At 64.6% G+C, this 19544-nt stretch carries 21 protein-coding genes; 9 read left to right on the forward strand and 12 right to left on the reverse strand.

Annotated features, from left to right (window positions below; all coding sequences use genetic code 11):
• Positions 1-114 precede the first annotated feature (114 nt).
• Entirely contained in the window at positions 115-1023 is a 909-nt protein-coding gene (gene prmB / locus LK03_RS11655; RefSeq protein ID WP_038412518.1) for a 50S ribosomal protein L3 N(5)-glutamine methyltransferase, read from the forward strand.
• Positions 1024-1038: 15 nt separating this feature from the next.
• On the opposite strand, the gene LK03_RS11660 is transcribed toward prmB, so the two are convergent.
• A complete protein-coding gene (locus tag LK03_RS11660) occupies positions 1039-1818 on the reverse strand; it encodes a hypothetical protein (RefSeq protein ID WP_038412520.1) in 780 nt (259 codons plus the stop codon).
• 104 nt (positions 1819-1922) lie between these two features.
• Positions 1923-2888 carry an alpha/beta hydrolase gene (locus tag LK03_RS11665; RefSeq protein ID WP_038412521.1) on the reverse strand — a complete coding sequence of 322 codons (966 nt, stop codon included), beginning with the start codon at positions 2886-2888 and terminating at the stop codon, positions 1923-1925.
• Positions 2889-3045: 157 nt separating this feature from the next.
• Between LK03_RS11665 and aroC the strand changes: the two genes are divergently transcribed.
• The 3 genes from aroC (at position 3046) to LK03_RS11680 (ending at position 5947) form a co-directional block, all read left to right on the forward strand.
• Positions 3046-4137: a chorismate synthase gene (gene aroC, locus LK03_RS11670; protein ID WP_038412522.1), complete on the forward strand. Its 1092-nt coding sequence runs from the start codon at positions 3046-3048 to the stop codon at positions 4135-4137.
• A gap of 125 nt (positions 4138-4262) precedes the next feature.
• Positions 4263-5417: an MFS transporter gene (locus tag LK03_RS11675; RefSeq protein WP_038412523.1), complete on the forward strand. Its 1155-nt coding sequence runs from the start codon at positions 4263-4265 to the stop codon at positions 5415-5417.
• Positions 5414-5947, forward strand: coding sequence for a hypothetical protein (locus LK03_RS11680; protein ID WP_038412524.1), 534 nt, complete (start codon positions 5414-5416; stop codon positions 5945-5947). Before LK03_RS11675 ends, LK03_RS11680 begins: the two co-directional genes overlap by 4 nt.
• A gap of 55 nt (positions 5948-6002) precedes the next feature.
• On the opposite strand, the gene LK03_RS11685 is transcribed toward LK03_RS11680, so the two are convergent.
• The gene (locus LK03_RS11685; protein WP_038412525.1) at positions 6003-6275 is read right to left on the reverse strand and encodes a DUF3509 domain-containing protein; all 273 of its coding nucleotides are present in this window, start codon (positions 6273-6275) and stop codon (positions 6003-6005) included.
• Between the two features lie 315 nt (positions 6276-6590).
• On the opposite strand from LK03_RS11685, the gene LK03_RS11690 reads away from it, so the two are divergent.
• Complete coding sequence (locus LK03_RS11690; RefSeq protein ID WP_038412527.1) at positions 6591-7112, forward strand: ankyrin repeat domain-containing protein; 522 nt, start codon at positions 6591-6593, stop codon at positions 7110-7112.
• A gap of 51 nt (positions 7113-7163) precedes the next feature.
• On the forward strand, positions 7164-7688 hold the full coding sequence (locus LK03_RS11695) for a hypothetical protein (protein WP_038412529.1): 525 nt from the start codon (positions 7164-7166) through the stop codon (positions 7686-7688).
• A gap of 45 nt (positions 7689-7733) precedes the next feature.
• Here the strand turns inward: LK03_RS11695 and LK03_RS11700 are convergent, their stop codons facing one another.
• The 3 genes from LK03_RS11700 to LK03_RS11710 all read right to left on the reverse strand — a co-directional run bounded on the left by LK03_RS11700 (position 7734) and on the right by LK03_RS11710 (position 10915).
• Positions 7734-8912 (reverse strand): vWA domain-containing protein, encoded by a 1179-nt coding sequence (locus tag LK03_RS11700; RefSeq protein WP_038412530.1) that lies wholly within the window; start codon positions 8910-8912, stop codon positions 7734-7736.
• A gap of 11 nt (positions 8913-8923) precedes the next feature.
• Positions 8924-9769 carry an AAA family ATPase gene (locus LK03_RS11705; protein WP_038412531.1) on the reverse strand — a complete coding sequence of 282 codons (846 nt, stop codon included), beginning with the start codon at positions 9767-9769 and terminating at the stop codon, positions 8924-8926.
• Between the two features lie 72 nt (positions 9770-9841).
• The gene (locus LK03_RS11710) at positions 9842-10915 is read right to left on the reverse strand and encodes a DUF748 domain-containing protein (protein ID WP_038412532.1); all 1074 of its coding nucleotides are present in this window, start codon (positions 10913-10915) and stop codon (positions 9842-9844) included.
• 126 nt (positions 10916-11041) lie between these two features.
• Here LK03_RS11710 and cysK point away from each other — a divergent pair, with 126 nt between their 5' ends.
• Together cysK and LK03_RS11720 are read left to right on the forward strand one after the other, a co-directional pair.
• On the forward strand, positions 11042-12016 hold the full coding sequence (gene cysK / locus LK03_RS11715) for a cysteine synthase A (protein WP_038412534.1): 975 nt from the start codon (positions 11042-11044) through the stop codon (positions 12014-12016).
• Positions 12017-12175: 159 nt separating this feature from the next.
• Positions 12176-13111 (forward strand): aspartyl/asparaginyl beta-hydroxylase domain-containing protein, encoded by a 936-nt coding sequence (locus LK03_RS11720; protein ID WP_038412536.1) that lies wholly within the window; start codon positions 12176-12178, stop codon positions 13109-13111.
• Between the two features lie 46 nt (positions 13112-13157).
• On the opposite strand, the gene LK03_RS11725 is transcribed toward LK03_RS11720, so the two are convergent.
• The 6 genes from LK03_RS11725 to LK03_RS11750 form a co-directional block, all read right to left on the reverse strand.
• Positions 13158-13637: a DUF4265 domain-containing protein gene (locus tag LK03_RS11725; RefSeq protein ID WP_038412537.1), complete on the reverse strand. Its 480-nt coding sequence runs from the start codon at positions 13635-13637 to the stop codon at positions 13158-13160.
• Positions 13634-14527, reverse strand: a complete 894-nt coding sequence (locus LK03_RS11730; protein WP_038412539.1) for a DMT family transporter — start codon at positions 14525-14527, stop codon at positions 13634-13636. The genes LK03_RS11725 and LK03_RS11730 overlap by 4 nt, the downstream gene beginning before the upstream one ends.
• A gap of 101 nt (positions 14528-14628) precedes the next feature.
• On the reverse strand, positions 14629-15369 hold the full coding sequence (locus LK03_RS11735) for a YciK family oxidoreductase (protein ID WP_038412540.1): 741 nt from the start codon (positions 15367-15369) through the stop codon (positions 14629-14631).
• Positions 15370-15407: 38 nt separating this feature from the next.
• Entirely contained in the window at positions 15408-16079 is a 672-nt protein-coding gene (gene mupP / locus LK03_RS11740; RefSeq protein WP_038412542.1) for an N-acetylmuramic acid 6-phosphate phosphatase MupP, read from the reverse strand.
• 2 nt (positions 16080-16081) lie between these two features.
• Complete coding sequence (gene ubiG / locus LK03_RS11745) at positions 16082-16780, reverse strand: bifunctional 2-polyprenyl-6-hydroxyphenol methylase/3-demethylubiquinol 3-O-methyltransferase UbiG (protein ID WP_028694666.1); 699 nt, start codon at positions 16778-16780, stop codon at positions 16082-16084.
• A 65-nt stretch (positions 16781-16845) separates the two neighbouring features.
• A complete protein-coding gene (locus tag LK03_RS11750; protein WP_038412543.1) occupies positions 16846-18171 on the reverse strand; it encodes a TRZ/ATZ family hydrolase in 1326 nt (441 codons plus the stop codon).
• A 167-nt stretch (positions 18172-18338) separates the two neighbouring features.
• Here LK03_RS11750 and mtnA point away from each other — a divergent pair, with 167 nt between their 5' ends.
• The gene (gene mtnA, locus LK03_RS11755; protein WP_038412544.1) at positions 18339-19415 is read left to right on the forward strand and encodes an S-methyl-5-thioribose-1-phosphate isomerase; all 1077 of its coding nucleotides are present in this window, start codon (positions 18339-18341) and stop codon (positions 19413-19415) included.
• Positions 19416-19544: the final 129 nt, after the last annotated feature.

The following is a 19544-nucleotide window of genomic DNA, read 5'->3' on the forward strand; positions in this document are numbered from 1 at the left end:
TTGACAGCGCAGCCAGCATGGTTGCTGGCCTGTGGCTATCTGTGAGGCCCTGCGCACGACCCATTTGCCGGCCTCTGCTGGTAGACTTTCACGCTGTCTCAAAAGGAGTTCATAGTGATCACTTCCCGCCTGCGCACCCTGCGCGACCATATCCGTTGGGCGGTCAGCCGCTTCCATGAGCACGACCTGTTCTTCGGCCACGGCGCCGACAACGCCTGGGATGAAGCGCGTCTGCTGGTGCTAGGTGCCTTGCACCTGCCGTACGAAATCGCCGACGGCTACCTTGACTGCCAGCTCGAAGACGACGAGCGGGTACGCCTGCTGCATCTGCTCAAGCGACGCATCGACGAACGCATTCCGGCCGCCTATCTGCTGGGCGAAGCCTGGTTCTGTGGCCTGTCGTTCATCGTCGACGAGCGCGTACTGGTGCCCCGTTCCCCCATCGGCGAACTGCTCGAAGCGCGCCTCGAGCCGTGGCTGGGCAGCGAGCCGGCCCGCATTCTCGACCTGTGCACGGGTTCGGGCTGCATCGGTATCGTCGCTGCCGACGTGTTCCCCGAGGCTGAAGTGGTGCTGGCCGATCTGTCGTTCGAAGCCCTCGAAGTGGCCAACCAGAACATCGAGCGCCATGGTCTGGAAGAGCGCGTGTACACCGTGCAGGGCGACGGTTTCGCCGGCCTGCCCAAGCAGCGCTTCGATCTGATCTTGTCCAATCCGCCCTACGTCGATGCCGAAGACTTCGCCGACATGCCGGCCGAGTATCAGCACGAGCCGGAGCTGGGGCTGGCCTGCGGCCAGGATGGCCTGGATCTGGTGCGGCGCATGCTTGCCGAGGCGGCCGACCACCTGACCGACAAGGGCCTGCTGATCGTCGAGGTCGGCAACAGCCAGGTGCACGTCGAGCAGTTGTATCCGGAAGTCGATTTCGCCTGGCTCGAATTCAAGCGTGGCGGACACGGTGTGTTCATGCTCAGCGCCGAGCAGTGCCGCCAGCATCAGGAGCTGTTCCGCTCGCGGCTCTGATCGACCCGCAGCGATTCAACGCGTGGCGATGAAGATCAGCAGTCCGGCCTGAAACACGGCGAAGGCCACCAGGCAGGTAATGGTGAAGCGCAGGCCGCTGTCTTCACGCTCTACCCGCGCCACGCGCTCGTCGCGCTCTCGCAGTTGCACGGTCAGTTCCTGCAACTGCTGCTCGGCCTGCTGCAGAAGCGCTGCAGTGTCGAGCACCGGCAGGACTTGCACCTTGTCTTCGTTCCAGTGCGAGCGCAGCTGGCTGACGGCGGCATCCAGCACGCTCGCCTTGGCTGCCGGGCCGTCGGCATAGTTGAGGTCCAGGCCGGCATTGCGCAGCAGATGGTCGCGACGCTGGCGGGCGTCGTCGCTGAGCACCTCGTTGCTGGCCAGCTCCATGCCTTGCACGCGGTAATCCGGCCAGCGCTGCTGTAGCCAACGCGCGGCCTTGGCCAGCAAAAAGCGGCCCAGGCCACGGTTGACTGGCTCGAGCTGCAAGGGTGCGCCGACCTGCACCCTGCGCTCGGCATGGTCGACGCGCACGTCCAGCTGATTCTGTTCCTTGTGGGTCAACTGGCCTGGCAGGCTGATACGCATACGCAGCAGGGCGTGGGTCTTGCTGTAGCGTTCAGCGTGGCCGAGCTGCACGAAGCGCAGCGGCCGCGGGCCGGTGCGTTCGGTGGGCTGTGGGCTCAGGCGTAGTAACTGGAAGTGCTCGCAGGCGACGTCGGCCCACGGCAGCGGCGCAGCGTCGGGCGCAGGCGGCGTGATGGCCGGCTCTGCGGGGGTGGGGTCAATGCTCATGGGGTGGTCCTCGAATCCAGCCGGACCGCAATCGGGGCGTTCAGACGCTGCGGCTGCGGGATCAATGCCAGGCTATCGGCAGCAATCCCGGCAACCTGAGGGGTTCATGCCTGGGGCAGACCGCGAATGAAGCTCACCAGGCTTTCGCCAAGCTGCCGTGCCAGGGGCAGTTCAGGGTTGCGGTAGGTCTCGCGCTGCTGGCTCATGTCCCGCGGGCTGATCCGCAGCATGTGGTTCATGCCGTCGATCAGCACCAGTTGCGCGTCGGGCTTGGCCGCTTGCAGGCGTTGCGCGTCGAGCACGTCCACTTGCACGTCGTTGCGGCCCTGGATGATCAGCGCGGGCACCTCGAGGCTGGCGAACGCTGCTGCCGGATCCTGGCGCAGCAGGGAAATCACATAAGGCTGCACGCTGGGCCGGAAGGCTTGGCGCAGCGGGGCAGGGACGTCGAGGCTGGTCTGCCCGGCTTGCAGGTGGTCGAGCAGCAGATTGCCCCGCAGCATGTCGGCCGGGCTCAGGCGCTTGGCCAGTTGCTCGCGCAGAACCTCGGCAATCGGTCGGCCACTGCCGGCCAGGGTGACCACGGCGCTGGCACCGGCATCGTGGGCCGCCAGGCTGGCGATCAGCGCACCTTCGCTGTGGCCGACGATGATCAGCGGGCCGAAGCGCGGATCACTGCGTAACTGGCGACCCCAGGCCACTGCGTCGGCCACGTAGCGCTCCACGCTCAGATCGCGTTCGTCCGGCGTGGCCGGCTGGCTGGCGGCCACGCCGCGCTTGTCATAGCGCACGCTGGCGATATTCTGCCGGGCCAGCAGCAGGGCCAGGCGCTTGAGGTTGTCGACGCGGCCCGAGGCAGGGTTGTTGCCGTCCCGGTCGGTCGGGCCAGAGCCCGAGATGATCAGCACCACCGGTGGTGGAGTGTCCAGCTGTGGCAGCAGCAAGCTGCCGTGCAGCACACCGTCGCCGGTGTCCAGTTCGATGGGGCGATGCAGTACGGTGGGGGCGGCGGCATGAACGAAACTTGCGAACAGCGACAGCAGCACTACAGCGACAAGGCGCGACTTCATGGACAGGGGCTACGTGGGGAGATGACACTCAGACCTGACGGCCCGATGAAGGTTCTGCCAGGGCGCAGTGGGCTCGGCTGATCGCGCCTACACCCGCCAGCGGCATTTTCCGTATACTGCCTGCCTCGTTCACATCAGGCAGATTCGCGGAGCGTCCATGTCCGGCAATACCTACGGCAAGCTGTTCACTGTCACCACCGCTGGCGAAAGCCATGGCCCGGCGTTGGTCGCCATTGTCGATGGATGCCCGCCGGGCCTGGAGATTTCCCTGGCCGACCTGCAGCTCGACCTCGACCGGCGCAAGCCCGGCACCAGCCGGCACACCACCCAACGCCAGGAAGCCGATGAAGTGGAGATTCTGTCCGGGGTGTTCGAAGGCCGTACCACCGGCTGTTCGATCGGTCTGCTGATTCGCAACACCGACCAGAAGTCCAAGGACTACTCGGCGATCAAGGACCTGTTCCGCCCGGCCCACGCCGACTACACCTACCACCACAAGTACGGCGAGCGCGACTACCGCGGCGGTGGCCGCAGCTCGGCGCGGGAAACTGCCATGCGCGTCGCGGCCGGTGCCATCGCCAAGAAGTTTCTCGCCACCCAGGGCATCCGCGTGCGCGGCTACATGAGCCAGCTGGGCCCGATCGAAATTCCCTTCCAGAGCTGGGACAGCGTCGAGCAGAACGCCTTCTTCAGCCCCGACCCGAGCAAGGTGCCCGAGCTCGAGGCGTACATGGACCAACTGCGCCGCGACCAGGACTCGGTGGGGGCGAAGATCACCGTGGTCGCCGAAGGCGTGATGCCTGGCCTGGGCGAGCCGATTTTCGACCGCCTCGACGCCGAGCTGGCCCATGCGCTGATGAGCATCAATGCGGTCAAGGGCGTTGAGATCGGCGCAGGCTTTGCCAGTGTCGCCCAGCGCGGCACCGAGCACCGCGATGAACTGACCGCTGAAGGTTTTCTCAGCAACAACGCCGGCGGCATCCTTGGCGGCATCTCGTCCGGCCAACCGATCGTCGCCCACTTGGCGCTCAAGCCGACTTCGAGCATCACCGTGCCAGGGCGCTCGATCGACGTGCATGGCAATGAGGTCGAGGTCATCACCAAGGGCCGTCACGACCCCTGTGTGGGCATCCGTGCCACGCCCATCGCCGAAGCGATGATGGCCATCGTGCTGATGGACCACCTGCTGCGTCACCGCGGGCAGAACGCGGATGTGCGGGTCGAGACGCCGGTATTGGGTCAGCGCTGAGCGGTGAGCGAACGCTACGCTGCCGGGGCTGGCTGTCGATAACGGCGGTCTGCGTCGGCTCGGCGGTGTACGGCTGACCGGGTTGCCCCGGTTGGCCGCCACGACCTGATCGGATCGAATTGCCCATGCCCATTCCCTACTGGCGCCTGTCCAGCTTCTACCTCTGCTATTTCGCCTTGCTCGGCGCCACCGCGCCTTTTCTGTCGCTGTATTTCCATCACCTGGGGTTTTCTCCGGCACGCATCGGCGAGCTAGTGGCCATTCCCATGCTGATGCGCTGCGTGGCGCCCAACCTGTGGGGCTGGCTGGGGGACCGCAGCGGTCGACGTCTGTTGATCGTGCGCCTGGGGGCGCTGTGTACGCTGGCGAGCTTCGCGCTGATCTTCGTCGAGCACAGCTACGCCTGGCTGGCGCTGGTGATGGCGCTGCATGCGTTCTTCTGGCACGCGGTGCTGCCGCAGTTCGAGGTCATCACCCTGGCGCACCTGCACGGGCAGACCTCGCGCTACAGTCAGGTGCGCCTGTGGGGCTCGATCGGCTTCATCCTCGCCGTGGTCGGCCTGGGTCGGCTGTTCGAGTGGTTGAGCCTGGATGTGTATCCGCTGGCGGTGCTGGCGATCATGGCGGCCATCGTCGTTGCCAGTCTCTGGGTACCTTCGGCGCAACCGCTGGAGCACAGCGAGCGCCCGGCGGCGCACGGGTTCCTGCGCCAACTGCGTGCGCCGGGCGTGCTGGCCTTCTACGCCTGCGTGGCGCTGATGCAACTGAGCCACGGCCCGTACTACACCTTCCTCACCTTGCACCTTGAGCAACTGGGCTACAGCCGCAGCGCCATCGGCTTGCTATGGGCGCTTGGCGTGGTGGCCGAAGTGCTGATGTTCTTGCTGATGAGCCGGATCTTCGCCCGCTGTTCGGTGCAGGCGGTGCTGCTGGTGAGCTTTCTGCTCGCCAGCGCACGCTGGCTGTTGCTCGGCACAATGGCCGACATTCCCGCGCTGCTGGTGCTGGCCCAACTGCTGCACGCCGCCACGTTCGGCTGCTTCCATGCGGCCAGCATTGCTTTCGTCCAGGCCAGTTTCGGCGCGCGCCAGCAGGGTCAGGGCCAGGCGCTGTACGCCGCACTGTCGGGCACCGGCGGTGCCCTGGGGGCCCTGTATGCAGGCTATAGCTGGAACCTGTTGGCGCCGTCTTTCACCTTCGCCGTGGCCAGCGTCGCCGCTCTGGCCGCCGCCATCATCACCGCGCTCGGCTTGAGCGCACGCAGGAGTCAAACGCGATGAGCATCCTCAGCGTCTTCCACAACACTGACCCGCACCAACCCTACAAGGTGCTGACCCATGCCGACGACATCCGCACCACGCTGGCCGAGCATGGCCTGAACTACAGCCCCGCCGGGATTGCCTCGCCACCGCGGCTAGGCACCGGTCGTGAAGCGGCCCTGCAGGCGCTGGGCGAGCAGGTTGGGCAATGGCTGGATGCGCAGCGCTGCCAGACCTTCACCGTGATCGACGTCGATGGCGATACCGAAGCGAACCTGTGGCTGGCCGATGAGCACCGCTACGCCTGCGATGAAGTATTCGTCGTGGTCAGCGGCCGAGCACAGTTGAACGTGCGCTGCGGCGACTGGGTCTGCGCGCTGCTGGGCGAGAAAGGCGATGTACTGCGGGTGCCGCAAGGGGCAGGGCGCTGGCTGAGTCTGGGTGATCGGCCATTCTGCCTGGCGCTGCGATTGCTGGAAAAAGAGGGCGTGTTGCCAGTATTCGAAGAGACTTCGACGGCCAAGGAGTTTCCAGGAATGGATGAACTCTAGGCCATTCGTGGGGCCATAAGCATGGCCCCTATTGATGCAGTGCTGTGAGTCGCGATCAGCGGTAGGTCGGCAGTGCGAAGCGCTGCTGGCTTTGCAGCATCGAGATGACTGGCAGTTCGCTGGCTTGTTCGGCCAGGTCGCGACGGATGGCGCTGATCGCCCAGGACAGCTGCTCAGCACTGTGCAGTTGGCTGTAGGACAGCACACGGCGGCTGACTTTACCGTCGGTCGCGCGCAGGGTCAGCAGCACACCACCATCAGGACGGGGCTGGGTGTTGACCTGATACGCCGGGAAAACCGAAGTGAATTTCTGTTGGATAAGGTCCATGTCAACTCCTGAACGGGAAGGGTCGAAGATTCTATGTTCAGTAGTTGCAGTGACTGTGCCAGTATTTTGATTTCGATAAAATCCTTTTAAATCAGTAACTTATACTGTTTTTATCGAAGTGCTTCCATGCAGTCTGCAAGGTCGTGCATTTTGCACAGTGCATTTTGCAATGCCAGGCTTTCCCGCGCTCAGCGCCAGCGCGGGTAACCCTGCAGATAGATAGCCTGCCTCTGTCGCGACGATAGATTCGGAACCTTTGCCCGCGCCGTGCAGCCTCACACATCATTGGGCCCACAATCTGCCAGGAGGTTCACCATGCAAGACGCTGCCCCCGCTGCCATGACCGATGAAGAAACCGCTGCCTTCGCCGCACAAGTGTTCGACTGTGCCCGGGCAGGTGACGCCCAGATGCTCGATCGTCTGGTCTCCAGCGGTCTGCCGGTCGATCTGCGCAATGGCAAGGGCGACACGCTGCTGATGCTGGCGAGCTATCACGGGCATGTCGAGGCGGTGAAGGTGCTGCTGCGCCATGGTGCAGATCCACTGATCGCCAACGACAACAATCAGCTGCCCATCGCCGGTGCAGCGTTCAAAGGCGATCTGCCGATGATTCGTCTGCTGGTCGAGAACGGTGTACCGGTCGATGCCGCCGCGCAGGATGGCCGTACCGCGCTGATGCTGGCGGCCATGTTCAACCGCGGCGAAATTCTCGAGTACCTGCTGGCCCAAGGTGCCGACCCCACGCATCGCGATGCTCGCGGCGCCACGGCACTGGTGGCGGCACAGACCATGGGTGCGGTGGAAGCGGTCGAGCGTCTGCAAGCGCTGGCTGGCTGACCGCCTGGGGGGTATCCTTGGCACCTTTTACCAAGGTGCCAGGCCCCTGCCATGAAAGATTCACTGCGCGAACTTATCAGCCTCATCGGTGCAGGCTGCATGCCTGAGGCCGACATCGAGCGTATCGCCGAGGAAGCGGCCCAGGCCTATGCCGACCCGGCCGCGTTCCTCGCTGCCAACCCCGATATCAACTACGACGACAGCTTCCCCATCCCTTTGGGCGAGTGGGTCGTGGTCGGCAGCCTGCCCGATACCGTGCTGTTCCAGGCCGAAAGCTACCCGCAGTTGTTCGAAGCCATCTGCGCGTCGTTCGATCCCAGCATCGGTTTCAACCTCAAGCCCAAGCAATTGCAGCGTACCGAAGCGCTGACGGCACTGAACCGTATCCAGGTGCAGATGGCTGCCTTGAACAAGGAAGCCGGTGGCTACGTGCTGGTTAACTTCAGCCAACTGCTGGACGACCCGTTGCAGATGGTCATCGTCGGGCAAAACGACCTGCCGCGGGTGCTGGAACTGGCTGCGCACGTCGGCATCGCTGCCGAGCCTGCGCTGGAGGCATTGAAAGCGGCGCAGTGAGGGCCCTGAACGACTGAGCCTGAGTCGGGAAGGGCCGCGCCTTTCTCACTTGGCCAGGTACTTCATGCCGTCTTCCAGGCCTTGCAAGGTCATCGGGAACATCCGCTCGCCGATCAGTTCGCGTACCAGCTGAGTCGAGGCGGTGTAGTCCCAGGCGCGCAGCGGATACGGATTGATCCAGATGACCTTGCTGAATTTATCCAGCACTCGCTGCATCCACACATAACCGGCCTCTTCGTTCCAGTGCTCGACGCTGCCGCCTGGCTGAGTGATTTCGTAAGGCGCCATGGCCGCATCACCGACGAAGATGACGCTGTAGTCGTCACCGTACTTGTGCAGCAGGTCGAAGGTCGCCATGCGCTCGCTGTTGCGACGCAGGTTGTTCTTCCACACCGTTTCATAGATGAAGTTGTGGAAGTAGTAATACTCAAGGTGCTTGAACTCGCTGCGACACGCCGAGAACAGTTCTTCGCACACCTTCACGTGGGCGTCCATCGAGCCGCCGATGTCGAACAGCAACAGCAGCTTGACCGCGTTGCGCCGCTCGGGACGCATCTGGATGTTGAGCAGGCCGGCATCGCGGGCCGTCTGGTCGATGGTGCCGGCGATATCGAACTCGTCCGCCGCGCCCTGGCGGGCGAACTTCCTCAGGCGGCGCAGGGCCAGCTTGATGTTGCGCGTGCCCAGCTCGACTTGGTCATCGAGGTTGCGGTATTCGCGCTGTTCCCACACTTTCACCGCCTTGCCCTGACGTTCGCCGGCATCGCCGATGCGAATGCCTTCAGGGTTGTAGCCGCCCGACCCGAACGGGCTGGTGCCGCCGATGCCGATCCACTTGTTGCCGCCGGCATGGCGTTCCTTCTGCTCGGCCAGGCGCTGCTTGAACGCTTCTATGAGTTTGTCCAGGCCACCGAGCGACTGAATCTGTGCGCGCTCTTCAGCGCTCAGCGAGCGCTCGAACGCCTTGCGCAGCCACTCTTCGGGGATCGATGCTTCCAGGTGCTGGTCGAGGTCATGCAGGCCGTCGAAGTAAGCGGCAAAGGCGCGGTCGAACTTGTCGAAGTGCCGCTCGTCCTTGACCAGGATGGCGCGGGCGAGGAAATAGAACTGCTGCATGTCGGCGAACACCACGTGCTGCTCCAGCGCTGCATGCAGGTCGAGCAGCTCGCGCAGTGACACCGGCACCTTGGCCGCGCGCAGTTCGGTGAACAGGTTCAGGAGCATGGCCAGGCTCCTCAGCGGTTGCCGCGACGGCTCATGAAGGCCAGGCGCTCGAGCAACTGCACGTCCTGCTCGTTCTTCACCAGAGCACCTGCCAGCGGTGGAATCGCCTTGGTCGGGTCGCGCTCACGCAGCACCGCTTCGCTGATGTCGTCGGCCATCAGCAGCTTGAGCCAGTCGACCAGCTCGGAGGTGGACGGCTTCTTCTTCAGCCCCGGTACCTTGCGCACATCGAAGAACACGTCCAGCGCCTCGCTGACCAGGGACTGGCTGATGTTGGGGTAATGCACATCGACGATGCGCTGCAAGGTGCTGCGGTCGGGGAAGGCGATGTAGTGGAAGAAGCAGCGACGCAGGAAGGCGTCGGGCAGTTCTTTTTCATTGTTGGAGGTAATGATGATGATCGGCCGATGTCGGGCCTTGATGGTTTCGTCGGTCTCGTAGACGTAGAACTCCATCTTGTCGAGTTCTTGCAGCAGGTCGTTGGGAAATTCGATGTCGGCCTTGTCGATCTCGTCGATCAGCAGCACCACCCGCTCATCGGCCTCGAAGGCTTCCCACAGCTTGCCCTTGTTCAGGTAGTTGCGCACATCGTGCACTTTGTCGACGCCCAGCTGCGAATCGCGCAGGCGGCTGACCGCGTCGTACTCGTAGAGCCCTTGCTGGGCCTTGGTGGTGGACTTGATGTGCCAGGTGATCAGCCGCGCGCCGAACGATTGCGCCAGCTGTTCGGCCAGCAGCGTCTTGCCGGTGCCGGGCTCACCTTTGACCAACAGCGGCCGCTGCAGGGTGATTGCGGCGTTGACCGCAAGCTTGAGGTCATCGGTGGCGACATAGTCGCGGGTGCCTTCGAATTTCATTCAGCGGTCCTCGCAAGCTTCAAATAAGGTGCCCGCGACTATAACCGCCGTTGCCGGGCCTGCAAACGCGCGTCATTCGGCATCCGGCTTGGGTTGCTCGTAGCGGGCGTTGAACGCCTGGATGAACCCATTGCGCAGAATCTGCAGGAACGCTTCGAACGCGCTGATGTCCTGCTGATGCACGCTGCCGCGCAATTCCACGCGGGTAGCGAACTGGTTCTTGGGCTGATTCTTCAGCACGGTCTGCCCGGCGCCGATCAGGGCTTCCCAGACCGAGCGGAAAAAGCCTTTGTTCGGGTTCTCGACGTCCTGTTGCCAGTCGAACACTTCGACGTCGCGCAGCAGCGGCTTGATATAGCCATTCAGTCGTCCGTTTTCGGCTTGCGCCTCAATCACCACGTCCCCGCTGCCGGCGTTGAAATCGAACTTGCCATAAGCGCTGGCGAAATCGTTGAGCTGGCGCAGGGTGATGTCGCTGGCGCGCAGGCGGAACTGGAAGTCATCGAAGTCGCTGAATGGGTCGAAGGTGGCGCTGCTTTCCACCTTGGCGTCGCCAAACAGGCGCGCTTTGGCTTCGAAGCTGGCGTCGCGGCGGCCTTCCTGATCGCGCACGTTGGTCAGGTTGTGGATGCTGGCTTCCAGCTGGGTGGCCTGTAGTTGTACCGGTGGCTTGGACTGGAAATTGCGAAAGCGCACACTGCCGTCGTGGATACGCACTTCGTTGAGGGTGATGGGCAGCAGTTTGCCCAGTTGCTGGCGCCAGTCGGTGCCGCGACCCGACTGCGAGTTCTGCTTGCTGCCACCGTCGACGAAGTTGATCACCGGCCGCTCGAAGGTCACCTGGGCGACCACCGCCTGGTCGTACCACAGCGAGTGCCAGCTCACTGACAGGTCGATCAGCGGCGCTTCCAGCAGCGGCACCGGCACCTTGCCGCTGGTTTTGACGATCTTCAGGCCGTTGATGGTGTAGGCGCCGCGCCACCAGGCCAGGTCGACATCGGTGATCTCGCCACGGTACTCGCCCATGTCGGCCAGTTTGCCGTTGAGGTAGTCGCGTACCAGCCAGGGCAGGGCCAGATGCAGGGCCACCAGCAGCGCGACCAGGCCGGCGATACTGAGCAGCGGCCAGCGATAACGGGCTTTCATCAGGGGCTCTCCCAAGTGCGGTAGCTGGTTGACCGTGCTGCCGCGCGGCGAGTTCGAACGGGCTTTACGGGTTCCCGGGGCAGGCTTACCCTTGAACGCCTAACCCGCCTGCTCAAGGACCCTGCAATGAGCCGCATCTTCGCAGACAACGCCCACTCCATTGGCAACACGCCGCTGGTCCAGATCAACCGTATCGCGCCGCGCGGGGTGACCATCCTGGCCAAGATCGAGGGGCGCAACCCGGGGTATTCGGTCAAGTGCCGGATCGGCGCCAACATGGTCTGGGACGCCGAAGCCAGCGGCAAGCTGCGCCCCGGTATGACCCTGGTCGAGCCGACCTCGGGCAACACCGGCATCGGCCTGGCGTTCGTCGCTGCGGCGCGCGGCTACAAACTGCTGCTGACCATGCCGGCGTCGATGAGCCTGGAGCGGCGCAAGGTGCTCAAGGCATTGGGCGCCGAACTGGTGCTGACCGAGCCGGCCAAGGGCATGAAGGGCGCCATCGAAAAGGCTGGCGAGATCGTCGCCTCCGACCCTGATGCCTACTTCATGCCCGGCCAGTTCGAGAACCCGGCCAACCCGGCGATCCATGAAAAGACCACCGGCCCGGAAATCTGGAATGACACCGACGGTGCGGTGGACGTGCTGGTAGCAGGCGTCGGTACTGGCGGCACCATCACCGGCGTGTCGCGCTACATCAAGACCACCCAGGGCAAGCCGATTCTGTCGGTGGCGGTCGAGCCTGCCAGCTCGCCGTTGATCACCCAGACCCTGGCCGGCCAGGAACTGCAGCCCAGCCCGCACAAGATCCAGGGTATCGGCGCCGGCTTCATTCCGAAGAACCTCGACCTCTCGCTGGTCGATCTGGTGGAAACGGTCACCGATGACGAGTCCAAGGCCATGGCCCTGCGCCTGATGCAGGAAGAGGGCATCCTCTGCGGCATCTCCTGCGGCGCGGCCATGGCCGCCGCGGTGCGCCTGGCCGAGAAACCGGAGATGCAGGGCAAGACCATCGTCGTCATCCTGCCCGACTCGGGTGAGCGCTACCTGTCGAGCATGCTCTTCAGTGACCTGTTCAGCGAGCAGGAAAACCAGCAGTGATGACCTTCGACTGATCCGCCGCAACGTCTCTGCGCCGGTTTCACGGCACACTCCCGAACCACCGCCCGCCCCAGGGTTGTTTTTCCCCAGGGGCGGATGGGTTTATGATGTCGCGCGATCTGCCTGCGATCGCCGGTTTTTCTCTCCAAGGAGTGCTGCATGACGTTTTCCTTCATCGCCAAGGCGGGTGTGCTGCTGGTGTTCTCCGCCAGCGTGCTGTTCGTGCACCTGCGCGGCAAGGCGCGCCTGCCGGTGCTGCGCCAGTTCGTCAACCACTCGGCGCTGTTCGCCCCGTACAACGCGCTGATGTACCTGTTCTCGGGCGTGCCATCCAAGCCTTACCTCGACCGTCAGTGCTTCCCCGAACTGGACGTGCTCAAGGACAACTGGCAGGAAATCCGCGTCGAGGCCATGCGCCTGTTCGATGAGGGCTATATTCGCGCCGCCGAGAAAGACAACGATGCCGGTTTTGGTTCGTTCTTCAAGAAGGGCTGGAAGCGTTTCTACCTCAAGTGGTACGACAAACCGCTGCCCTCGGCCGAGGCGTTGTGCCCGCGCACCGTCGAGCTGGTCAGCAGCATTCCCAACGTCAAGGGCGCGATGTTCGCCCTGCTGCCCGGCGGTAGCCACCTCAATCCGCACCGCGATCCGTTCGCCGGTTCGTTGCGCTATCACCTGGGGCTGTCTACGCCCAACTCCGACGACTGCCGCATCTACGTCGACGGCCAGGTCTATGCCTGGCGCGATGGCGAAGACGTGATGTTCGACGAAACCTACGTGCACTGGGTGAAAAACGAAACCGAGCAGACCCGGGTGATTCTGTTCTGCGACGTCGAGCGTCCGCTGACCAGCCCGCTGATGACCCGCATCAATCGCAAGGTCAGTGCCTTCCTCGGCCGCGCCACCGCGCCGCAGAACACCGATGAAGAGCGCGTTGGCGGGATCAACCAGGCCTACGCCTGGAGCAAGCGCTTCAGCAACAAGCTCAGCACCCACGTCAAACGCTTCAAGCGCGCCAACCCCAAGGCCTACCGCGTGCTGCGCCCGGTGCTGGCAGTGCTGGTGGCGTACCTGCTGTATCGCTGGCTGTTCTGAGTTCTTGCCGCTAGCGTTACCGCTGTCGGCCTGAGCATCGCCTCGGCTACAGCGGTAACCCCGCCGAAAATGCGTGCCGCAGCACCCCTTCCTCGAAATCCACCACCCCCGCCTGGCGTTGCACCAGCAGGAAGTACAGCAGCGCATCGATGCCGACCTGCGCCGGCACGTGCACGGCGATCATCCGTGTCGAGCGCTCCAGTTCGCAGGGGCAGGCGAACTGTTGCAGCGCAGCGAGCACCTCGTTCAGCTCATCTGCAGCCTTGACGATCACTCGCAGCACCGAGGCGCCGCTGCTGTGTTGCACGCGTTCCAGCCAGGCCATTTCGCCGTCGATGCGCACCTCGACGATATCGCCCGGCGCCACGTCGTAGGCATGGAAGGGCAGGCTGTCGATGCGATAGCCACCCTCGACCGGTTGCGCCCACAAACCCTCGACCGAAGCGGTGGGGTAACCGTTGTGGTCGTGTGCCAGGCGTACCAGGATCTTGCGCGCGCCGCAGGTGCCAGCGTCGTCGGTGTTCATGCCGGCTTGCCGGGCCGAACGACACTTGGCCGTAGCACCAGCCACAAGGCCACGGCGATCAGCGCGCCGCCATAGGCGTGGGCCAGTGACAGCGGCTCATCCAGCAGCCAGGCGCCCCACAGCACGCCGAATACCGGAATCATGAAGGTCACGGTACTGGCCTTGACCGGACCGATATCGCCCAGCAGGCGGAAATACAGCACATAGGCCAAAGCCGTGCAGACCAACCCCAGGCCCAGCAGCGACAGCCACACCTGCCAGCCGCCCCAGCTGGCGGGCGGCTGGGTGGCAGCGCTCCAGACGAACGCCGGCGCCAGCAGCAGGGTGGCGCCGAGCATGCTGCCCAAGGCCGACAGCCGGCTGTCCAGGCCGCTGACCCAACGCCGCGCCAGATAACCGGCAAAGCCATAGCAGGTCGTGGCCGCCAGGCACGCCAGGGCGCCTTGCAGCAGCGCTGCATCCAGCGCCACGGGCCCTGCGCCGCTGAGAATGCCCACCCCCAGCAGACCGAGGAAGATCCCCGCCAGCTTGGCCGCGGTGAGTGCTTCCTGGAAAAACAGCGCGCCAATCAGCACGCCCATCAGGGGCGTGGTGGCGTTGAAGATCGCCGAATAGCCAGCCGGCAGCACTTGCGCGGCCACCGAATACAGCGTGGCCGGAATGCCGGAGTTGATCATCCCCAGCAGCAGGCAAGCGCCGAGCTTGCCGTGGAAGCGCCAACCTGCGCCTGAGACAGCAACGATGGCCAGCAGGCCAAGGCAGGCGATGGCGACGCGAAAGAACGCCGTGGGCACGGTGCCCAGTTGCGGGGCGATGATGCGCATGAACAGAAAGCTCGCGCCCCAGACGGCGGCGAGCAGCAACAGGCGAACGAGTGCGGTAGCGGGCACGGACGGCTCCGGAGGCAGGGCGGGGCGAGAGTCTACTGGATCGCTGTGACAGCGTCGCGGGGCAAAGCCAAGCGGCGCCTGGGCGCCGCTCGGCAAGGGGGTTACTGCGCGTTGAAGGCCTGGCCGTTTACACCCTTGCTGTCCGGGCCCATCAGGTACAGATAGACCGGCAGGATGTCTTCGGGCAGTGGGTTGTTCTGCGGATTCTCACCCGGATAAGCCTGGGCGCGCATGCCGGTGCGGGTGGCGCCAGGGTTGATGCTGTTGGCGCGCACCGTGGCCACACCTTCGAGCTCGTCGGCCAGGGTCTGCATCAAGCCTTCGGTGGCGAACTTCGACACGCCATAGGCACCCCAGTAGGCGCGTCCGACGCGGCCGACGCTGCTGGAGGTGAACGCTACCGAAGCGTCCTCGGACAGCTTGAGCAGCGGCAGCAGCGTGCTGGTGAGCATGAAGGTGGCGTTGACGTTGATGTGCATGACACGCATGAAGTTATCGCCCGACAGCTGCTCCAGCGGGGTGCGCGGGCCGATGATCGAGGCGTTGTTGAGCAAGCCATCGAGGCGGCCGAACTGGTTTTCGATCAGCACCGCCAGTTCGTCGTACTGATGTGCCAGGGCGGTTTCCAGGTTGAACGGGATCACCACGGGTTCAGGGTGACCGGCGGCCTGGATCTGATCGTAGACCTCGTTGAGGTTGGCTTCGGTCTTGCCTAGCAGCAGCACCGTGGCGCCCAGCGCGGCGTAGGCCTTGGCCGCTGCGGCGCCGATACCGCGGCCGGCACCGGTGACCAGAATCACCCGGTCTTTGAGCAGTTCGGGGCGGGCGGTGTAGTCAAACATGGAATGAGTCCTTCAGATCGGAGGGCGGGAGGGTGCCTTCAGCACCCGCACAGCGCGCTGTCGAGCACCTTGCGCAGTTCCAGAGGGTGATCCACTACCACGTCGGCGCCCCAGTTGTTGGGGTTGTCCTCGGGGTGGATGTAGCCATAACGCACGGCTGCGGTGCGGGTGCCGGCGTCACGTCCCGATTCGATGTCGCGCAGGTCGTCACCGACGAACAGCACGCTGGCCGGGTCGAGCTTGAGCGTAGCGCAGGCCAGGGTCAGCGGCTCGGGGTCGGGCTTGCTGCGTTTGACGTGGTCGGGGCAGATCAACAGCGCGGAGCGCTCGGCCAGCCCCAGGCGCTGCATGATCGGCTCGGCGAAGCGCAGTGGCTTGTTGGTCACCACGCCCCACAGCAGGTTACCTTTCTCGATGTCGGCGAGCAGTTCGGCCATGCCCGGGAACAGCGCACTGTGCACGGCGCAGTCCTGTTGGTAACGCTCGAGGAACTCCAGGCGCAGCGCCTCGAAGCCTTCATCGTCTGGGCTGATGGCGAAAGTCGCCGCGACCATCGCCCGCGCGCCGCCGGAGATCACGTCGCGGATGGTCTTGTCGGCAATCGCCGGCAGGCCGCGATCGGCAAGCATCGCCTGGCTGATGGCGATGAAGTCCGGCGCGGTGTCCAGCAAGGTGCCGTCCATGTCGAACAGTACAGCTCTCAGGCGCATGCTCATTCCTCGCGCAGGGTCTGGATCATGTAGTTGACGTCGACATCGCTGCTGAGCTTGTAGTGCTTGGTCAGCGGGTTGTAGGTCAGGCCGATGATGTCCTTGACCTCGAGGCCGGCGTTGCGGCTCCAGGCGCCCAGTTCGGACGGGCGGATGAATTTCTTGAAGTCGTGGGTGCCGCGCGGCAGCATCTTGAGGATGTACTCGGCGCCCACAATGGCCAGCAGGTAAGCCTTCGGATTACGGTTGATGGTCGAGAAGAACACCTGGCCGCCGGGCTTGACCAGGCGCTTGCAGGCTTCGATCACCGAGGAAGGATCGGGTACGTGCTCAAGCATTTCCAGGCAGGTGACCACATCGAACTGACCGGCCGCTTCGTCGGCCAGGGCCTCGGCGGTGATCTGCCGGTACTCCACCTCGACCCCCGATTCCAGCTGGTGCAGGCGCGCTACCGACAGCGGTGCTTCGCCCATGTCGATGCCAGTGACGCTGGCCCCGCGCAAGGCCATGGCTTCACTGAGAATGCCGCCACCACAGCCCACGTCGAGGACTTTCTTGCCAGCCAGGCCGACGCGCTCGTCGATCCAGTTGACCCGCAGGGGATTGATATCGTGCAGCGGCTTGAACTCGCTCTCGCGGTCCCACCAGCGGTGGGCCAGGGCCTCGAACTTGGCAATTTCGGCGCGGTCGACGTTGCTCATAGAACCATTCCTCGGAAGAACTTCATTAAAAGGTGTCAGCGCTGCCAGCCTCGGCTGGCACGCGGTCATTGATCGCCGGCACGGATGCGTTCGCCCCAGGCCCGCGCGGTGGCGGCCAGGGCCTGGGCGTCCATGCGCGTCAGGCGGCGTTCGTCGAGCAGGTGCTGACCTTCGACCCACACATGGCGGACGCACTCGCGGCCGGTGGCGTAAATCAGTTGCGAAACAGGGTCGTGCACGGGTTGCTGGGCCAGTCCGGACAGGTCGAACACTACAAGATCGGCGGCCTTGCCCACTTCCAGCGAGCCGGTACAGGTTTCGATGCCCAGCGCGCGTGCTCCGTTCAACGTGGCCATGCGCAGCGCCCGGTGGGCGTCCAGCGCGGTGGCCGAGCCGGCGACCGCCTTGGCCAGCAACGCTGCGGTGCGCGCCTCGCCGAGCAGGTCGAGGTCGTTGTTGCTGGCCGCGCCATCGGTACCGAGGGCGACGTTGACGCCGGCCTGCCATAGGCGCTCGACCGGGCAGAAACCGCTGGCCAGCTTGAGATTGGATTCGGGGCAGTGGATCACGCTGGTGTTGCTTTCTACCAGCAGGGCCAGGTCATCGTCGCTGACTTGAGTCACATGCACGGCCTGCAGGCGCGGGCCCAGCAGGCCGAGGCGGGCGAGTCGCGCCAGGGGGCGTTCGCCGGTGGCGGCGACCGCCTGCTCCACCTCGCTGGCAGTTTCCTGCACGTGCATTTGCAGCGGCGCATCGAGCTGGTCGGCGATGACGCGGATCTTTTCCAGGTTTTCGTCGCTCACCGTATACGGTGCGTGCGGGCCGAGGGCGATGCTGATACGCGGATGATGGCGCAGGTCGCCGAACAGTTCGATGGCCAGATGCAGGCCTTCTTCCGGGGTGCGCGCGCCAGGTACGGCGAAATCTAGCAGTGGCACGGCGATCTGCGCGCGAATTCCGCTTTCATGCACGCGGTCGCAGGCTTCGCGGGGGAAGAAGTACATGTCGGCAAAGCAGGTGATGCCGCCCTGCAGCTGTTCGGCGATGGCCAGGTCGGTGCCGTCGCGCACGAAGGCTTCATCGACCCAGCGCGCTTCGGCCGGCCAGATGTGCTGCTTGAGCCAGGTCATCAACGGCAGATCATCGGCCAGGCCGCGGAACAGGCTCATGGCGGCATGGCCGTGGGCGTTGATCAATCCGGGCGTGAGCAGGCAGTCGGGCAGCTCACGCACTTCATTGGCAGCCGGCGCGCGGTCGCGCGGGCCGATCCAGGCGATGAGCCCGTCACGCACGCCCAGCGCGTGTTCACGCAGCACCACACCGGCAGGCTCGACTGGCACCAGCCAGTCAGGAATCAGCAGCAGGTCGAGGGGAGGTGCGGCGCTGGGCATTCAGGGTGTACCTGGGTTCTGGCGGATCGGCGAGTATACCGCAATGGCAGAAGGTTGAGCTTCCCGCTGGCGGTCTGGCGCAAGGCAGACCGGAGGTTTCCCGAGCGCCTGCCGATACAGCTGGGTATACTTCGCCGTTTTTTACCAGCCAGGCACGGGGAGTGGGGATGCGCGAGCGACTTTTGGCGGCGGAGCAGGTAATCGGTATCCGCTGGCGGGACGGTGCCCTGCATCTGTTGGACCAGCGGCTGCTGCCTGGCGTGGAGCACTGGCTGATCTGCAGCGACGTCGCTGCTGTGGCTGCGGCCATTCGCGACATGGCCGTGCGTGGCGCCCCGGCCATCGGCATCAGCGCCGCCTACGGCGTGGTGCTGGCGTTGCGTGAACGCCTGGCCGAAGGCGACGACTGGGAGCGCGCGCTGGAGCAGGATTTCGAGCTGTTGGGCGAAGCCCGCTCAACTGCCGCCAACCTGTTCTGGGTCTTGCAGCGCATGCGTGAGCGCCTGTTGCGTCTGCGCGCGCAGGAAGATCCGCTGGTTGCCCTGGAGGCCGAGGCGGTGGCGATTCACCAGAGCGATCGCGAGGCCAACCTGACCATGGCGCAGTTCGGCGTCGAACTGATTCGGCGCCACCAGGGCAGCGAGCAGACGTTCATCACCCATGGCAATGCAGGCGCGTTGGCCAGCGGCGGTATCGGCACGGCCCTGGGCGTGCTGCGTGCCGCGCACCTGGAGGGGATGGTCGAGCGCGTCTATGCCGGCGAAACGCGTCCCTGGTTGCACGGCTCCAGGCTGACCGCCTGGGAGCTGGCGCGCGAGGGTATTGCGGTGACCCTCAACGCCGACTCTGCGGCGGCGCACCTGATGAAGACCAAAGGCATCACCTGGGTGGTGGTCGGCGCCGACTGCATTGCCGCCAATGGTGATGTCGCGAGCAAGATCGGCACCTACCAGCTGGCCGTCTGCGCCATGCACCACGGCGTGCGCTTGATGGTCGTGGCCTCGAGCAGTTGCATCGACCTGAACCTTGCCAGTGGCGAGGACATTCCGCTCGAAGAGCGTCCGGTCAACGAGCTGCTGGAACTGGCCGGTGCGCCGGTGGCGGCGCAGGTCGAGGCGATCAATCCGGTGTTCGATGTCACCCCGGCCGACCTGATCGACGCCATCGTCACCGAGCGCGGCATCATCGAGCGTCCCGACACCGCCAAGATCGCGCAGATGGTGTGCCGCAAGCGCCTGCATTGAGGCGTGAACGCGGCGTTTCGGCGCGCCGCGTGGCATCCTGCCATATCTCCCATCGGCGCGGCCGTTGTGATACCATCCGGCAGTTTCCAAGGCGGCGTATGACGGCCGCCTTCTTTGCGCAGATCCATG

The sequence above is a fragment of the Pseudomonas cremoricolorata genome (genome assembly GCF_000759535.1).
Lineage (GTDB): Bacteria > Pseudomonadota > Gammaproteobacteria > Pseudomonadales > Pseudomonadaceae > Aquipseudomonas > Aquipseudomonas cremoricolorata_A.

Bases quoted from the DNA above. Each gene is read 5' to 3' on its own strand.
- LK03_RS11720 (WP_038412536.1), top strand. From the start codon at position 12,176: ATGACGTTTTCCTTCATCGCCAAGGCGGGTGTGCTGCTGGTGTTCTCC.
- LK03_RS11690 (WP_038412527.1), top strand. From the start codon at position 6,591: ATGCAAGACGCTGCCCCCGCTGCCATGACCGATGAAGAAACCGCTGCC.
- aroC (WP_038412522.1), top strand. From the start codon at position 3,046: ATGTCCGGCAATACCTACGGCAAGCTGTTCACTGTCACCACCGCTGGC.
- LK03_RS11660 (WP_038412520.1), bottom strand. From the start codon at position 1,818: ATGAGCATTGACCCCACCCCCGCAGAGCCGGCCATCACGCCGCCTGCG.
- LK03_RS11685 (WP_038412525.1), bottom strand. From the start codon at position 6,275: ATGGACCTTATCCAACAGAAATTCACTTCGGTTTTCCCGGCGTATCAG.
- LK03_RS11725 (WP_038412537.1), bottom strand. From the start codon at position 13,637: ATGAACACCGACGACGCTGGCACCTGCGGCGCGCGCAAGATCCTGGTA.
- mtnA (WP_038412544.1), top strand. From the start codon at position 18,339: ATGCGCGAGCGACTTTTGGCGGCGGAGCAGGTAATCGGTATCCGCTGG.
- ubiG (WP_028694666.1), bottom strand. From the start codon at position 16,780: ATGAGCAACGTCGACCGCGCCGAAATTGCCAAGTTCGAGGCCCTGGCC.
- LK03_RS11700 (WP_038412530.1), bottom strand. From the start codon at position 8,912: ATGCTCCTGAACCTGTTCACCGAACTGCGCGCGGCCAAGGTGCCGGTG.
- LK03_RS11735 (WP_038412540.1), bottom strand. From the start codon at position 15,369: ATGTTTGACTACACCGCCCGCCCCGAACTGCTCAAAGACCGGGTGATT.
- LK03_RS11710 (WP_038412532.1), bottom strand. From the start codon at position 10,915: ATGAAAGCCCGTTATCGCTGGCCGCTGCTCAGTATCGCCGGCCTGGTC.
- LK03_RS11750 (WP_038412543.1), bottom strand. From the start codon at position 18,171: ATGCCCAGCGCCGCACCTCCCCTCGACCTGCTGCTGATTCCTGACTGG.
- LK03_RS11705 (WP_038412531.1), bottom strand. From the start codon at position 9,769: ATGAAATTCGAAGGCACCCGCGACTATGTCGCCACCGATGACCTCAAG.
- LK03_RS11695 (WP_038412529.1), top strand. From the start codon at position 7,164: ATGAAAGATTCACTGCGCGAACTTATCAGCCTCATCGGTGCAGGCTGC.
- LK03_RS11675 (WP_038412523.1), top strand. From the start codon at position 4,263: ATGCCCATTCCCTACTGGCGCCTGTCCAGCTTCTACCTCTGCTATTTC.
- cysK (WP_038412534.1), top strand. From the start codon at position 11,042: ATGAGCCGCATCTTCGCAGACAACGCCCACTCCATTGGCAACACGCCG.
- LK03_RS11665 (WP_038412521.1), bottom strand. From the start codon at position 2,888: ATGAAGTCGCGCCTTGTCGCTGTAGTGCTGCTGTCGCTGTTCGCAAGT.
- LK03_RS11680 (WP_038412524.1), top strand. From the start codon at position 5,414: ATGAGCATCCTCAGCGTCTTCCACAACACTGACCCGCACCAACCCTAC.
- mupP (WP_038412542.1), bottom strand. From the start codon at position 16,079: ATGCGCCTGAGAGCTGTACTGTTCGACATGGACGGCACCTTGCTGGAC.